This is a genomic window from Cypionkella sp. PAMC25878 (assembly GCF_058135695.1).
Window position 1 is genome coordinate 939,993 of sequence record NZ_CM176871.1, and the last position, 15,043, is coordinate 955,035.

Consider the following 15,043-nt stretch of genomic DNA (forward strand, 5'->3'; position numbering starts at 1 on the left):
GGCTTGGCTATCGCTCAGCGCAGGCTTAATTCCATTGCTGTACGGTTGGCGCTTTGGTATGGCCTGTCGGCTTTTGCGCTGGTGTTGGTGACCACCGGATCGCTTTACTGGGCGCTTACCGTCAATCTGGACCGCGAAGATGCCTTGACGCTGGAAAACCACATCCAGGATTTACGGCTGCTTTTGGCCGCGGCGACGCAGGATATGCCGATGGCTGCGCCACCGATCAGCGGCCTTAGCTTGCAGACCAGCCAGCAGATCTTTGTGCGGCTGGTTGATGGAAGCGGTGCCACATTGTTTGAGACGCCGGGTATGGCGGACCTTGCGCCGCCTGCGCTTTTTCCATTGCTGCTGGCTGCGGATGCGCGGCCGTCACAGCACCGCGAGATGGAGACAGAAGCGGGCCGCCATTTGCGTATGGTGACGGCCCGGGCGACGTTGGACCCCGCCGCACACGACCCGCGCCAATTTCAACTGGCTGTTGACCGCGCCGATGAAGAACGGTTCTTGCGGGAATATCGTGATTTGATGGTCCTTATCCTTATCCTCTCCGTGGTTGCTTGTGCGTTTGGCGGCATGGTGATTGCGCGGCGGGGCATGCGGCCGATTGACCGGATCACCCGCGCTGCGCATGATACCCGATCAGGGACACTGAACCAGCGCCTTCTGCTGACCGGCTTGCCCAGCGAGTTGGCACAGCTGGGTTCCACATTCAACGCCATGCTGGACCGGTTGGAAGACACCTTCGGGCGGATGTCGCAGTTTTCGGCTGATGTGGCGCATGAATTGCGCACCCCCATCACCAATATGCGCGGCGAGATTGAGGTGGCATTAGGTAAAACCCGGACGCCCGCAGAATATCAGGATGTTTTGGGTTCGTGCCTTGAGGAATACGAGCGCCTGACACGGATCATCCAAAGTCTGCTGTTTCTTGCCAAAGCTGAAACGGCCATCCAGCTGGATCACCGCGATCCTGTCGATCTGCGGCAGACGATTGCGGCAGTGATTGATTTTTACGAGACGGCGGGGGCCGAGGCATCGGTGGCATTGCAGTTTGCCTTCGGCCCGGCGCTTTGGGCAGGCGTTGACCGCACGCTGGTGCAGCAGGCCGTTGGCAATCTGATCAGCAACGCAATCGCGCATACGCCTCCGGGGGGCGTTGTAACAGTGGCGCTGACCAATGCTGCGGATATTGTGCAGATCACGGTCAGTGACACCGGATCGGGCATTGCACCCCAGCATCTGCCGCATGTGTTCGATCGCTTTTACCGGGCTGACCGTGCCCGAACAGGATCGACCCATCACGTGGGCCTTGGGTTAACGCTGGTGCAAAGCATTGCCGGGCTGCACAACGGGTCTGTCGGCATAGAAAGTGCGCCCGGGCAAGGCACCTGTGTGACTTTGCAATTCCCGCTGGTACGCGTCGATCCGCCTAAAACCGCCAACGCCTGACTGCAGGTGCAGCAAAGTGATGCTGCATGACAGAAACGTCATGTTCGCTTCAGGCTTCTGTAAGTCCGGCGCGCTATGCACAGGTCAGAAAATGCGCAAAACGCGCATACAGGAAAGCCACCCATATGAACGTTACCGCATTTCTTACATCGTATCTTGCCCCGTTTGGCCTGACGACCATTGACCTGATCTCGTATTTTGGCCTTGCCGCCTGTGGCACTATGGGCCTCGGCATCCTGCTGGGAATGCTGATGTCGATCAAATATGACCCCGTGGTCAGTTGGCCGCACCGCAAACTGCCGATCTTTCGGATTCACAACACGCTGGCCTATGCCACCGTTCTGCTGATCATCGCCCATCCGTTGTTGTTGCTGACGGCAGAAGGCAAAGGCTTTGGGTTGACCGAAATTCTGTTGCCCTTCCTTGGGCCGTATCAGCCGTTTGAAAATACCCTCGGTGCGATTGCGCTTTATGCCACCCTCGTGATTTTCGTCACATCCTATTTCCGCAAAAGCCTCAGTTTCCGGCGCTGGAAGGTGATCCATTATACCAACTATCTGACTGCCATAACGTTTCTGTTCCACAGCACCCTTACAAACCCAAGCATGAACGACAAGCCGATTGACTTCATGGATGGCGGCAAGGTGTTTGTGCTGATTTCTGTCGTGATCGTGACGCTCGCCATCATTGGCCGCGCATTCTACGCAGGGCGCGCCGCCCGCCAAGGGGTGACCACAGCGGAAGCCGTCCACGCCTCAGCCGAGCGGTGGGAGGGGCGGCTGCGCGTGGCCCGCAAGTTCGTGGAAACCAGCGCTGTGCAGACATTCCGGTTGATGACCGAATCCGGCGCACCGCTGCCGTTTCGTTGGAAGGCCGGGCAATATGTGACACTGGCCTTGCAAACCCCGAACGGGCCGATCCGCCGGGCATATACGATTGCGTCGTCGCCAAACCAAAGCCGGTTTCTGGAAATCACTGTCAAGCGTGAGGCAACGGGCGGCGGGTCGCAATATCTGCATGACAATGTGCAGGTCGGCCAGTTGCTTTCGGTCAAAGGTCCGCAAGGCGACTTCACCTTTGTAGGGGACGAGGCTGATGGCATCGTGATGATCGCAGGTGGCGTTGGCATCACGCCCATGATGAGCACGCTGCGCCATCTGACCGAATCCGCATGGACCCATCCGGTAACTTTGATCTACGGCACGCAAACCCTTGCCGATGTGATCTTTCGCGATGAGCTGGCCGCAATCGAAAAACGCCACCCGAATTTCCGGCTGCACCTGCTGCCAACCCTGGTGGATGATCCGACCTGGACTGGACCACAGGGCTATCTGATGCCTGCGATGATCTTGGGCTTTGTGCCCAACATCGCCCGCGCCCGTGTGCATCTGTGTGGCCCGGCCCCGATGATGGCCGCAGTGCTGCCAATGTTGGACGGCCTTGGCGTTAACGAAGGCGCGATCTTCACCGAGGCGTTCACATCCCTGCCGTTTGAACCCGGTCCCGGTGCGGACGAAGAGGTCAGCATGACCTTTGCGAAAAGCGGCAAAACCGTGATTGCGCGGCGCGGCGAAGGAGTGATCCGGGTGGCGGAAGCTAATGGTATCGCCATGGATTATTCCTGCCGCAACGGTGAATGCGGGTCGTGTCGCTGCAAACTGCTCGACGGTGAGGTGGATATGCCGGACAAAACCTCGCTAACTGCAAAGGAACGCAAGGCAGGGTTCATTCTTGCCTGTGTCGCCCGCCCGGTATCGGATGCAATCACTCTGGATCTATAATCGAATAGGGTCTGTCTGACGGGCGGCCCCTGAAATACCGCTTGCCCATGTGCCCGACTAAAAAGGGTTTATCCTTGTTGGCCAATCTGTGCCACATCTGTGCAACAGAAGCGGGCGACCATGCCGTTGCTGAAGGAAAGGCTGACAATGACCGCTGTTCGCACCGGCCTTGCCGCGATCCCGCGTGGGATTTGGGTTTTGGGATTTGTCAGCATGCTGATGGATATCTCGTCCGAGATGATCCACAGCTTGTTGCCGCTCTTCATGGTCACCGTTTTGGGGGCAAGCGCGTTGACGGTTGGTTTGATCGAAGGGCTGGCCGAGGCAACCGCGCTGATATCAAAAGTGTTCTCCGGTGTTCTTAGCGACTGGTTCGGACGCCGCAAGGGCCTGACATTGCTGGGCTACGGCTTAGGTGCGATAACCAAGCCTCTGTTTGCCATGGCCCCCAGTCTTGGCATCGTGCTGACGGCACGGCTGCTGGATCGGGTGGGTAAAGGTATTCGGGGCGCGCCGCGTGATGCGCTGGTGGCCGATATCGCCCCGCCGCATCTGCGCGGTGCGGCGTTTGGTCTGCGTCAATCGCTGGATACAGTGGGTGCTTTTGCCGGGCCGCTGTTGGCCGTGGGGCTGATGCTGCTGTGGCAGAACAATTTTCAGGCAGTATTTTGGGTCGCCGTAATACCAGGCGCCCTTGCCGTTTTGCTGCTGGCCGTGGGCGTTCAGGAACCGCCACCGCAAAACGTGACCAAGCGCACGAACCCGATAAAGCGCGCCAATCTAAAGCGGTTGGGCACCGAATATTGGCGCGTCGTGATCATCGGTGCGGTTTTCACATTGGCGCGGTTCAGCGAGGCTTTTTTGATCCTGCGCGCGCAGCGAAGCGGTATTGCCGTAGCACTGGTGCCCTTGGTGATGGTGGCAATGAATGTGGTCTATGCAGCTTCCGCCTATCCCTTTGGCAAATTGTCGGACCGGATGAGCCACGCTACGCTGCTTGCCCTTGGGCTGGTGGTCTTGATCGCTGCCGATCTGGTGCTGGCCTCTGGGGTGCATTGGGCTGTGGTTTTGGCGGGCGTCACGTTGTGGGGGCTGCACATGGGCATCACCCAAGGGCTGCTGGCCACGATGGTAGCCACCACCGCCCCGGCCGACCTGCGCGGCACGGCTTACGGATTTTTCAATCTGATGAGCGGACTGGCCTTGCTGCTGGCCAGCGCCATCGCCGGGCTGCTGTGGGACCAGTTCGGGGCAGAAGCAACGTTTCTGGCCGGGGCGGCAGTCGCCACGGTTGCCTTGGGGTTGCTGGTTATTTTCAAACCCAAAGCCGCAGCGACTGCGACCGAGATGGATCATTCATCTTAGCCACAATGAGCGCCTCACGGTCGCAATGTTAGACGAAATGTGTCTGCCAGCGCTGACGCAAATGGCTTACCGCCATAATTCTGCGTCGAGCACGTTGGACATTCACCTTCCGCGTTTGTCTGCCACTGACCAGATCACCGAGCCGATGGTCAGCAGCGCGCCGATTACCGGTTCCACATCGGAGGCCTGAGCGTAGCCTTTGGCCACCAGTGCGGTGCCAGCGACGGTCAGCAACTGCCGGATCAGGGCGAGAAGTGCAGGTTTCAGCATTTGGAAGTCTCCTGTTCAGATTTCATTGGTGGTGGTGTGGAATTCGCCCGACTTCATCGTCGGGAGGCGTTGCAGGCGCGGGGGATAGGTGAGGGGCCAGCGCGCGCCGAGCAGGCGGGATTTGGCGATGCGGGCGATGGTGACGGCATCGGACTGGTTGCCGCCGAGGACGAAGAAATGCGTGTCGTCCTGGCCGACGGCGAAGCCGACATGACCGCCTGATCCGCGCTCAAAAATCGGCACAGCGCCGGAGACCGGCTTGGTGTCGCGTCCGAACAGCAGCCAGTTGCGCGCCCAGTAGGGATTGGTGCCCTGCGCCCCAAGCAGCGGTTCATCGGGCAGGCCCATGCGGATGCAGGTTTCGACAAAATCACCGCACCAGGGGTTCTTGCCCGGATCGCCCAAGCTGCGGCCGTCGCGCTTCAGCCAATCCATCAGCCAGCTGCGGTCGCGCGCCTCGTTCTTGCCCAGCGCTGACTTCGCCTCGGTGATCCACGGCAGGGGCGCGGCCGGTGCCAGAGAAGCCGGGCGACCGTTTGCGGTCAGCAGGGACTTCAGGGCGCGGGTGGTCCGGACGCCCCAGCGGCCATCGATGGTCCCGGGGCTGTGGCCGAGCTTGTCCAACCCGCTCTGGATCAAACGGATGGCATCGGTTTGGTCAGTAATCATGGGAGTGTTCTTTCTGCCCGGTGGCGGACGACAAAAAAACCCGCCGTGCGGGCGGGTCGGGAGGTTGAGTGATGTGGGGTTGGCTTAAGGTCGCTTTGCCAATTCCCGCAGCAGCGTGTTGGTTTCACGGGCCTGTTGTTTCAGCTCATTGATCGACATCGACAGGGCATCAAAGCGGACGTCCTGCCGGGTTGCGCTGTTTTCCAGTGTCCGGACGCGGGCCTCCAGCTGCGCGGCACTGGCGCTCTCGGCCACGATCATCTCGCGGGTTTCGGTCAGGGCGGAGGTCAGACGGTCTGCGGCCCCCTGCAGCGAGGCAAGCGTTCCGCCGCCCCACCAGATCAACCCGGCGACCGAGACCAGCATGGTCCAGGCCAATGCCTTGTTGATGGTGATACCGCGTTCGTTGTTTTCAATCATGTTTTGCCATTTCGGTGGATTCTCTACTGGTTCTTGCGCTGCTGTCGCTCGGCCGCCCACAATGGGCAGCTTGGTCAGGACCAACTGCCGCCGAGGGTTGCGGCCGGGCCGATGTAGATGCATTCGAAATAGCTACCTGCGAGGACATTCGCGGCAGCGGCGACGTCCAATGCGATGGACGGGATGATCGTCCCCGCGGTGGTGATTTCAAAGGTGCCGTGGATCGAGGCGCGGAGCGCGGCCGAAGCGCTCGGGGTAGTCAGGGCACCGCCGCTGGACGGCACGTCAGAGGCTGTGCCGGAAATCGCCGTGGTTCCACCGACGGCTACGGTGCCGCGCGAGCCGAAGTCCTGCATAGACATCTTGCCGAAGATCGCCGTGCCCGCTCCTTTGAGGTTGAAGTTCGCCGATCCACTCGTGGTGGACATTGAGGTGATCAGCAGCGAGCAGGTGAAGCGTTAGGTTCCCGCAGCCAGGGACAGCGCGCCGTTCGTCGACCAGTTGAACAGCTTCTGGGCTGTGGTGGCGCTGGTCAGGGTGTAGTTGGCTTGCAAGACGCCATAAGCAGAACTGGCCCCCGAACCACCGCCCCCGATCAGATCGGTCGATGCTCCGGCCTGCCGTCCCCGGAATTTGCCTGTGCTGGAGTTGTACCAAAGGTCGCCGTCCGCTACCGTTCCGGGATCGCCCGCGTTCGGGTTCAGTTGCAAAGCCACCATAGCGCGGACCCGGCCGGAGGTCCGTTCCAGTTGCAGGGCGTTGAACCAGGTGGCACCGTCGCCCGAGACCTTGACCTGGAAGTCATCCGACCCCGTCAGCCCAAACTCCGCCCGGCCGGAAAATCCGGTCTGGAACAGGAAGGAGCCGATGTCCGTTGCTGCCGCCTTGTTGACCTTGACCTGATGCCCGGCGCCTGCGTGGTTGAAGAGGCTCGCCGGGGCGTTGATCGAAAGCCGGTTTGTTGCGTCTGCCGCGGAGCCGCCAAGACCGAGGTAAAGCGCAGAGACGTTGGCCGCCGCCATGGCGATTGCCGAAACCGTCGAGGCAAAAGTTACGCTCGGGCCGTTGATGGTCAGGCCACCCAAAGCCCCGGCCACGGCCGAACCGATGTTCACATTGGTCGTCGACCCCGAAACCCCGGCCGCGCCGATGTTCACGGTCTTGGTGTTTCCACTCAGCGTAGCACCGGTGGCAAGGTTGGTCGTGCCGGTCCCGGTCGAGGTGCCGAGATCGTTGTTGGCGTTCGACAGTGTCTGCTTGGCCGAAAAGGTCTGCGCGACAGCCAGTCCAGCCAAGGATGAACCGCCCCGGGTTTGCCGGAGACCTTCAACCTGACTAAGGATGAGGGCTATGGAAAAGAGTAAGACATCAAATCGCTATTCACCTGAGATGCGGGCACGGGCCGTTCGCATGGTGCTGGAGCATCAAGGCTCCTATGAAACGCAATCTGCGGCAGTGTCTGCGATTGCGCCCAAAATCGGCTGTATCCCGGAGACCTTGAGGGTCTGGGTTCGGCAGGCAGAACGTGACAGTGGGGCACGCGATGGTGCCACCAGTGCTGAGCGTGACCGGATCAAGGAACTTGAACGTGAGGTGCGCCAGCTTCGGCAGGCAAACGAGATCCTGCGCAAGGCGTCTGCTTATTTTGCTCAGGCGGAACTCGACCGCCCGTTCAAGCCATGATCGGCTTTATTGATGATCATCGCGTGGTGCATGGGGTCGAGTCGATCTGCAGGGTGCTGCCGATTGCCCCATCTACTTACTATGCCTGTCTCGCTGTGCGTGCCGATCCGGCCAAAGCTTCCGCACGAAAGCAGAGGGATTTGGTCTTGCGACCCAAAATAACGAAAGTCTGGAATGATAACTGGCAGGTCTATGGGGTTCGCAAAACCTGGCGACAGTTGTGCCGTGAAGGTGAAGGTGCCGCGCGTTGCACCGTGGCACGCCTTATGACCAGCATGGGATTGCGGGGCGTTGTTCGCGGAAAGGCTATGAAAACAACGATCCCAGACACGTCAGTTCCATGCCCGCGTGACAAGGTGAACCGCGTGTTCCGAGCGCTAGCACCAAATATGCTATGGGTCAGCGACTTCACCTATGTCTCGACATGGCAGGGATTTGTTTACGTCGCCTTCGTGATCGACACCTTCGCCAACCGCATTGTTGGCTGGAAGGCGTCGCGGTCTGCCAAGACCGACTTCGTTCTTGATGCACTTGAGCAAGCACTTTATGCCCGCCGTCCGGCTCATCGGGGCGGGCTGATCCACCACAGCGACAGGGGAAGCCAATACGTCTCGATCCGATACACCGAGCGTTTGGGAAAAGCGGGCATCGAACCATCCGTTGGCAGCGTCGGCGACGCCTATGACAATGCTTTGGCCGAAACCATAAACGGCCTCTACAAAACCGAGGTCATCCGGCGGCGTAGTTCATGGAAAACCATGGACGAGGTCGAACTGGAAACCCTCAAATGGGTCGATTGGTTCAACAACCGCCGCCTGCTTGAACCCATCGGAAATATACCACCGGCTGAGGCAGAGGAGGCCTTCTATGCAAATCTGAACACACTCGATATGGTCGCGTAATACGGACTAATTGGTCTCCGGCAAACCCGGGGCGGTTCAATCTCTCCTCTTGGCAAGGTTCCGCTGCTGCAGGTTGGCAGTTCCACGCTGTTCGAAAGCGCCGTGATCGTCGAATACCTCGAAGAGACCAGCCCGAATCCGCTGCATCCCGCCGATCCCTTGAAAAAGGCGCAACACCGCGCCTGGATGGAGTTTGGCTCGTCGATCTTGGCCGATATATGGGTGGTGGAGACAACCAAGGATCGGACCGCCTTCGATACCAAGCTAACGGTGCTTCGCGAGAAGTTCGCACGCCTCGAAGCCGCACTGGGCGAGGGACCCTATTTCGCCAGCACACGCTTTTCGGTCGTCGACGCGGTCTTTGCGCCCGTTTTCCGGTATTTCGACGTGTTCGACACCATCACCGACCTTGCCGTATTCAACGGGTTGCCCAAGTTGCAATCCTGGCGCACGGCGTTGGCCTTGCGGCCGTCCGTTATCGGCGCCGTCGTGCCCGACTACGCCGACCGCCTGCACGCTTTCCTGCGCAAGCATGCGGGCGTGCTCGGCAAGATGGAAATGGCGGCGTGAGGCTTCGCTCACGACGACTTTTCCCGACTCTTCGACGACCCTGTGACAGATTGGAGTTTTGCTCAGAATACGGTCAAGGGAAAGTTGGGAAAGAATAGCCAGATCACCCCTTGACCTTACAGCCATGGGAAGCCCTATCTGACCAAACATGAGACAAACCTCACGGAGCCCCTCATGCAATTCCATATCGAGAACATGACCTGTGGCTGATGCGTTCGCAGTGTGACGAAAGCGATCCAGTCGGTCGACTCGGCGGCCGAAGTTAGGGTGACTAATGACCCACAAAGTAGATGTCGTGACCACGGTCGAGCGCACAGAACTCGAGGCCGTTCTGACCGATGTCTGCTTTGCCGCTAGCTGAACCCAAACAGGAGAATTCAAATGACCAAGCGCACAACCGCATTGATCGTCGCCGCCATCGTCATCGCCGGGGGGCTGGCCGTCGCACAGACCACCGTGAAGGGGATTGATCATTCGGGCATGGACATGGCGGCAATGGATCAAAGCTCGCTCATTCCAGTAGAGTTTGCCAACGGCCCGGCGACGCAGGCCTAAGCCAAAGCGATGAGCGGCATGATGGCTGGAATGTCGGTGCCCTATACCGAGGATCCGGAAGTACCGGGGATCCGGAAGTGGATTTCATGCAGGGCATGATCCCGCGCCACAAGGGCGCCATCGACATTGCCAAGATCGCCTTAAGTACGGCAAGGACCCAGAGGTCCGCGCCCTCGCGGAAACCGTGATCAGAGCGCAAGAGACCGAGATTGCGCAGACGACTGCTTGGCTTGCCGCTCGCGGCAAGTGATCGCAAGGACGACCAGAACCGCTGGGGAAGGTTGGCATAGGCACGCCCGCCCCGACATATTTGTAACCCGATTTGCGGCATGGAAGGGCCCCCACATCACAATCTGTGTGGCCTCGCTTGGCCAGCTGAGAAGCAAATGTCGTCACGAACCGATCGCGTTTCCCTGATCAACCCAGTGGCGTTTTTGCGTGATATTCAGAAGGCCCACGATTTCTGAGGCAGCAGCTTGGACGTATCGTCGCTCTAATTCGGGCTGCGCTGGGCTTCCGACTCGTCGAGACTTCAAACACCCGCAGTCCGCTTCTGTCTGCGCAGAGTTTGCACAAGCGCCTAAATTTATGGCAGGTGCGTAGAATGCGCCTGATCATGGCATCCGGTTCAACTGCGCGGCAATGGGTCCGCAGGTATGCGGGTTCGGGTGTTCCAGCCTCTGGCTAACGGCCCATAGTCGTCAAAATCAGGCGCGCCGTCTCGGCCGCCGCCTCTGCATAGGCCGGGTCTCGGTGAATCAGCATCGTTGAAAAAACCCCATCCATGACAAGCGCGATGCTGCGCGCCGCAAAATCGGGATGGGAAATGCCAGCCGCAGCATATTCTTCGGAGAGCCATCGTTCGAACTTCTTCTTGTGCTCTGATCCGATAGCGATGGCCGGATGCCCCGGCATGTTCGCAAGCTCAGCCGCTGTCCGCAGGAAGCCACAGCCTTTCCATTTGGGATGGCGCGCATTTTTCGCCAAACGCAAGAAGATTGCGGCGGTCTTGTCAGCAACGGTGCCCGGTGCCGCTTCAAACCACAACGCGAAAAGGGCCAGATTGGGTTGATCGCGAGAGGTCAGATAGGCGGCGATCAGATCATCCTTGCTTTTGAAATGATAGTACAAGGTTTTCTTCGTCACTCCCGCCCTCTCGGCAATGGCATCGACACTGACGGCGCGGATGCCTTCTCCATAGAACAGGTGATTTGCGGCATCAATGATGCGGTCGCGCGTGGTCGGCAGGGGTTGGGTGAGCATGTATACTAACCAGTGAGTTTCCCTACGCTGTCACGTCCTCTAGCGTCATGTCAATGCCAACTCGAAAGGTGGATCACATGACCGAGACAGTCTTGATGAAAACGGACGACAATATTGCGTTGCTTACACTCAATCGGCCTGAAAAGCTCAATGCGCTGAATTACCAAATGATTGACCGCCTGCTTTCGCTGCTTGATCTGATCGAAGATGATCCCAAAATCCGGGTGGTGATCCTGACCGGTGCGGGGGAACGTGCCTTTTCGGCGGGAGGAGATATCCCAGAGTTTTCTGAAAGCGTAAAGCTTGGGGCCGAAGCGGCGGTGAAGGCCTTCGTGCGGCGGGGCCAGACGATGACCGCCCGTCTGGAGGCTTTTGGCAAACCGATCATTGCCGCCGTGAATGGCATCGCCTTTGGCGGTGGCTGCGAGATCACCGAGGCTGTCCATCTTGCAATCGCATCCGACCGCGCCATTTTCGCCAAGCCGGAAATCAACATCGGTATCCCACCGACGTTCGGGGGCACACAGCTCCGCAGCCACCTCCGCCTCAGGAACCGGTGGCGGCGCAAAATCGACCGGCAAGAACAGTGCCGCGCCCTCTGGCTCGCAAAGCCCCTTCTTGCGCAGATCATGCCGCCAAGCATAAATCTACTGCCGCCTGAGATCGTGGCGCTGAGCAACCTGCGTCACCGAAGCGCCGTGACGACCCACCTCGCACACCACAGCAAACTTCTCGGCATCCGTCCAACGACGCCGACGTTCAACCGCACCCAGAAGATCACCTCGCATGCCGCCCTCACATAAGTGACGTCCATAATGACGTCATTATGGACGTCTCTAAGACAAGGCAGACACCATCATAAGGCGGCCAATGTCGGGCGGTTACGCTACAGCGGTGCTACGGGGCGACGAAAAGAAGGGGAAGGGGCGCATGCTCTATCCCATGTTCAAATTCAACGGTTAGCGAGCCCTAGAGGGCCGTGCCCCTGGTAATCCCCATTTTTAGCGGGGTGCATCCTTAGAACTTACGCGGCCATTTTCAGTTTCTGGGCGGGTGTGATGCCGCCGATGCCCCGTTGCCCGGCAATGGTTTGCTTGCAAACCATGAAAGGGATGTTCGGGCGGTCGTTGTTGTAAGTCCAGAGCCATTGCGTGGCGAAGTCTTGTGCCTCCTCGATGCTTTCGATGATATATTGATCCAGCCATTCATGCCTGACGGTGCGGTTGTAGCGCTCGATGTAGGCGTTCTGCTGGGGTTGGCCCGGCTGGATGTGCTGGATGGCAACCCCTTGTTACTCAGCCCATTTCATCAGCTTTTCGCTAATGTATTCCGGTCCGTTGTCGACCCTTATGGTGCCAGGTTTGCCCCGCCACTCGAGGATCCGGTCAAGGCTCCGGGTGACCCGTTCGGCAGGCAGCGAGAAGTCAACCTCGATCCCCAGCCCTTCGCGGTTGAAGTCATCCAGCACGTTCAGTAGCCGAAATGCACGTCCGTCGCCGAGGCGATCCGCCATGAAGTCCATCGACCAGGTCATGTTGGGTGCCTCGGGCACCGCCAGCGCGTCGGGTTTGGCGCGCTTCAACCGCTTGCGCGGCTTGATTTGTTACCCGGCAATGGTTTGCCTTCAAACCATGAGAGGGCGCAGGTTCAGCTCAAGCTCGCAGTAGATCCGATAGACGCGCTTGTGGTTCCACGGGTGGCCCTTGACGTTGCGCAGGTGCAGGAAACACAGCCCAAACCCCCAGGTCTTCCGGGCGTCCGTCAGGCCGACCAGAAGATCGGCAATTTCCTCGTGCTCGGCACGCAACTTGGGGCCATAGCGATAGCAGGTCTCGCTCACCCCGAATGCGCGGCAGGCAATGGCGATGCTTGCCCCACGTCGCGCCACTGCATTCTCGGCCATCTCGCGGCGTTGAGACGGCCCAGTCACTTTTTTCCCAGGGCTTCCTTGAGCAAATCCGCCTGCATGCTCAGGTCCGCATACATCCGCTTCAGCCTACGATTCTCGTCCTCGATGGCCTTCATCTGGCTGATCAAGGACGCATCCATACCGCCATACTTCGCCCGCCACTTGTAGAACGAGGCGTTCCCTCTCATGGTTTGAAGACAAACCATTGCCGGGCAATGGCATCATGCCATGCTCGCGGCACAACTCGGCCACCGGCACACCCCCTTCGGCCTGCCGCAGGATCGCGATGATCTGAGCCTCTGTGTATCTACTTGTCTTCATTCGAAATCTCCTCGTTCATCTTGCCGAGAAAACTCTACTTATGCAGACCCTTACTTCCAGGGGGGATCACCCAGAGCCATTGGGTGGCGTGGTCTTGGGCTTCCTCGATGGTTTCGATGATGTATTGGTCGAGCCATTCATGCCGGACGGTGCGGTTGTAGCGCTCGATGGAGGCGTTGTGTTGCGGCTGGCCGGGTTGGATGTGCTGAATGGTGATGCCCCGTTTCTCGGCCCATATCATAAGCTTGCCACTGATGTATTCCGGGCCGTTGTCGACCCTTAGCGCGCACATCTCTGGCCCGGATTTGTGTCGAGGCGCTTTGCGGTGCGCGTCTATGGCCGTTGCGTTGATTTTCGGGGACAGGCACTTGATGCAAAGAGCGGCATCTCAGTTGTTTTGAGCCGCGGTGGCACTTGATCCGGCGGTCATTCAGAAATCAAAACTAGGTTGTTTTCTGTCGCGCGGTAGCGGCCACTGCCCAAGCGATACATGGCGGCCTTGACCGTGAAGGCTGCCGATCAATGTGATTTCGCTAATCGTCCAAACGATTGGTTTGGTGAGGTGCCTTTCGCCAGAGAAGCCGGGGCCATAGGCGAGCGTCACATGTGGATTAACTTTCTGGGATCGAGAAGCGGTAATGCCCAGCGCGCGGAGTGCGGCATGCAACTCGGCTGCGATCTCTTGGGGCTTATTGGTTCCGCCATCCGTCGCGACCACGAGCGGGGGTTTTTCCGGCTGCCCATTGAATGTCATCAGCCGGTCAAAACACAGGGTGAATGGCGCCGTCCGCACTCTGGTGGCTGCTTGGCTGGCGCGCTGAACGAGGATGGGATCAAGATCATCCATCTCGGCAATCCCGTAGAGGGAGAGGTGGAGCGTGTCGTGGCGAAAAAGCGCATCCGTGCCGAAAGATTGCCATGCGCTTGCCATCTGGGCATGGATTTCAGCAGGCGGAATTGCTGCGAAGAACAATGCATGCGTTTTCCGGGCTGTTTGCTCGGGTTGTTTGGTTACGGTGTGATCCGGCATTTTATGCGCCCTTTCGAATGAGTTGAGGTGAAGGCAGGTGGGATATTAGGGTCCAGACTCATTGATCGTCAAAGCCAGAACAAGACGGTTGCGGCGAGAGCGACGGCGGAGAGGAAGACTTTTGGGCATCTGTCGTAACGTGTTGCCACCCGCCGCCAGTCTTTGAGACGGCCAAACATGATCTCAATCCGATTGCGGCGTTTGTATCGGCGTTTATCGTATTTGACAGGCTTCGCGCGTGACTTCCGGCCGGGGATGCAAGGCGTGATCCCCTTGTTTTTCAGGGCGTCTCGGAACCAGTCGGCGTCATAACCCCGGTCAGCCAGCAGCCACGTCGCTTTGGGTAAGCTGCCCAGTAAGGCCGCAGCGCCGGTGTAATCGCTGACCTGACCTGCGGTCATGAAGAAGCGGATCGGTCGGCCGTTTTCGTCAGTGACGGCATGCAGTTTGGTATTCATGCCACCTTTGGTCCGGCCAATCAGACGACCGCGCCCCCCTTTTTCACCCCAAGGCTTGAAGCCGTGCGGTGCGCCTTGAGATAGGTCGCGTCGATCATCACCGTCTTCGGGACCGCCGCCTCGGAGGCCAACCCTTCCATCATCCGGGCAAAGACGCCCATGTCGCCCCATCGCTTCCAACGGTTGTAAAGCGTCTTCGCCGGGCCGTATTCCTTCGGCGCGTCAGACCAACGCAAGCCATTGCGATTGATGAAGATAATGCCGCTCAAGACCCGACGATCATCGACACGCGGCACCCCGTGGCTCTTGGGAAAGAAGGGTTTAAGTCGAGCCATCTGCTCGTCCGTCAGCCAGTAAAGGTTGCTCATTGCTCAGTCTCCTTGCGGAGCCTGAAT

The 15,043-nt window shown here is 59.1% G+C and carries 15 protein-coding genes, 3 pseudogenes and 1 other annotated feature; of the genes and pseudogenes, 7 read left to right on the plus strand and 11 right to left on the minus strand.

Translation table 11 applies throughout. The features are described from left to right. Positions 1-3 precede the first annotated feature (3 nt). From ACS5RD_RS04360 to ACS5RD_RS04370, 3 genes are all read left to right on the plus strand, one after another. Entirely contained in the window at positions 4-1,452 is a 1,449-nt protein-coding gene (locus ACS5RD_RS04360; protein ID WP_489930160.1) for a heavy metal sensor histidine kinase, read from the plus strand. 125 nt (positions 1,453-1,577) lie between these two features. Continuing rightward, the gene (locus tag ACS5RD_RS04365) at positions 1,578-3,233 is read left to right on the plus strand and encodes a 2Fe-2S iron-sulfur cluster-binding protein (protein ID WP_489930161.1); all 1,656 of its coding nucleotides are present in this window, start codon (positions 1,578-1,580) and stop codon (positions 3,231-3,233) included. A gap of 147 nt (positions 3,234-3,380) precedes the next feature. Then, positions 3,381-4,598: an MFS transporter gene (locus ACS5RD_RS04370; protein WP_489930162.1), complete on the plus strand. Its 1,218-nt coding sequence runs from the start codon at positions 3,381-3,383 to the stop codon at positions 4,596-4,598. A gap of 102 nt (positions 4,599-4,700) precedes the next feature. Here ACS5RD_RS04370 and ACS5RD_RS04375 read toward each other — a convergent pair whose 3' ends face one another. The 5 genes from ACS5RD_RS04375 to ACS5RD_RS04395 all read right to left on the minus strand — a co-directional run bounded on the left by ACS5RD_RS04375 (position 4,701) and on the right by ACS5RD_RS04395 (position 7,252). Continuing rightward, positions 4,701-4,868 carry a Pam3-gp28 family putative phage holin gene (locus ACS5RD_RS04375; RefSeq protein ID WP_489930163.1) on the minus strand — a complete coding sequence of 56 codons (168 nt, stop codon included), beginning with the start codon at positions 4,866-4,868 and terminating at the stop codon, positions 4,701-4,703. 15 nt (positions 4,869-4,883) lie between these two features. Then, positions 4,884-5,537: a TIGR02594 family protein gene (locus tag ACS5RD_RS04380; RefSeq protein WP_489930164.1), complete on the minus strand. Its 654-nt coding sequence runs from the start codon at positions 5,535-5,537 to the stop codon at positions 4,884-4,886. 84 nt (positions 5,538-5,621) lie between these two features. After that, a complete protein-coding gene (locus ACS5RD_RS04385; RefSeq protein ID WP_489930165.1) occupies positions 5,622-5,957 on the minus strand; it encodes a hypothetical protein in 336 nt (111 codons plus the stop codon). A gap of 74 nt (positions 5,958-6,031) precedes the next feature. Continuing rightward, on the minus strand, positions 6,032-6,385 hold the full coding sequence (locus tag ACS5RD_RS04390; RefSeq protein WP_489930166.1) for a hypothetical protein: 354 nt from the start codon (positions 6,383-6,385) through the stop codon (positions 6,032-6,034). 30 nt (positions 6,386-6,415) lie between these two features. Next, positions 6,416-7,252, minus strand: a complete 837-nt coding sequence (locus ACS5RD_RS04395) for a hypothetical protein (protein ID WP_489930167.1) — start codon at positions 7,250-7,252, stop codon at positions 6,416-6,418. 55 nt (positions 7,253-7,307) lie between these two features. Between ACS5RD_RS04395 and ACS5RD_RS04400 the strand changes: the two genes are divergently transcribed. From ACS5RD_RS04400 to ACS5RD_RS04410, 3 genes are all read left to right on the plus strand, one after another. After that, a protein-coding gene (locus ACS5RD_RS04400; RefSeq protein ID WP_489928112.1) for an IS3 family transposase occupies positions 7,308-8,542 on the plus strand; the annotation gives its coding sequence in 2 pieces (ribosomal slippage) (positions 7,308-7,602 and positions 7,602-8,542; 1,236 coding nt in all). Next, positions 7,595-7,711 (plus strand) — a sequence feature (AL1L pseudoknot). It overlaps the preceding gene by 117 nt. A gap of 39 nt (positions 8,543-8,581) precedes the next feature. Further along, positions 8,582-9,112, plus strand: a complete 531-nt coding sequence (locus tag ACS5RD_RS04405; protein WP_489931328.1) for a glutathione S-transferase family protein — start codon at positions 8,582-8,584, stop codon at positions 9,110-9,112. Positions 9,113-9,493: 381 nt separating this feature from the next. After that, positions 9,494-9,667: a hypothetical protein gene (locus ACS5RD_RS04410; RefSeq protein ID WP_489930168.1), complete on the plus strand. Its 174-nt coding sequence runs from the start codon at positions 9,494-9,496 to the stop codon at positions 9,665-9,667. Positions 9,668-10,351: 684 nt separating this feature from the next. Here ACS5RD_RS04410 and ACS5RD_RS04415 read toward each other — a convergent pair. Beyond that, the gene (locus tag ACS5RD_RS04415; protein ID WP_489930169.1) at positions 10,352-10,930 is read right to left on the minus strand and encodes a TetR/AcrR family transcriptional regulator; all 579 of its coding nucleotides are present in this window, start codon (positions 10,928-10,930) and stop codon (positions 10,352-10,354) included. Positions 10,931-11,025: 95 nt separating this feature from the next. On the opposite strand from ACS5RD_RS04415, the pseudogene ACS5RD_RS04420 reads away from it, so the two are divergent. Beyond that, positions 11,026-11,460, plus strand: a pseudogene (locus ACS5RD_RS04420) (enoyl-CoA hydratase/isomerase family protein); the annotation flags it as partial. Positions 11,461-11,577: 117 nt separating this feature from the next. On the opposite strand, the gene ACS5RD_RS04425 reads toward ACS5RD_RS04420, so the two are convergent. The 5 genes and pseudogenes from ACS5RD_RS04425 to ACS5RD_RS04445 form a co-directional block, all read right to left on the minus strand. Beyond that, positions 11,578-11,718, minus strand: a complete 141-nt coding sequence (locus ACS5RD_RS04425) for a transposase (protein ID WP_489931329.1) — start codon at positions 11,716-11,718, stop codon at positions 11,578-11,580. A gap of 236 nt (positions 11,719-11,954) precedes the next feature. Continuing rightward, a pseudogene (locus tag ACS5RD_RS04430) lies at positions 11,955-13,160 on the minus strand (IS3 family transposase). Positions 13,161-13,230: 70 nt separating this feature from the next. After that, a pseudogene (locus ACS5RD_RS04435) lies at positions 13,231-13,443 on the minus strand (integrase core domain-containing protein); the annotation flags it as partial. 147 nt (positions 13,444-13,590) lie between these two features. Then, positions 13,591-14,190 carry a 2'-5' RNA ligase family protein gene (locus ACS5RD_RS04440; protein WP_489930170.1) on the minus strand — a complete coding sequence of 200 codons (600 nt, stop codon included), beginning with the start codon at positions 14,188-14,190 and terminating at the stop codon, positions 13,591-13,593. A gap of 68 nt (positions 14,191-14,258) precedes the next feature. Continuing rightward, a protein-coding gene (locus ACS5RD_RS04445; RefSeq protein ID WP_489927796.1) for an IS5 family transposase occupies positions 14,259-15,016 on the minus strand; the annotation gives its coding sequence in 2 pieces (ribosomal slippage) (positions 14,259-14,698 and positions 14,698-15,016; 759 coding nt in all). Between the last annotated feature and the right edge of the window lie 27 nt (positions 15,017-15,043).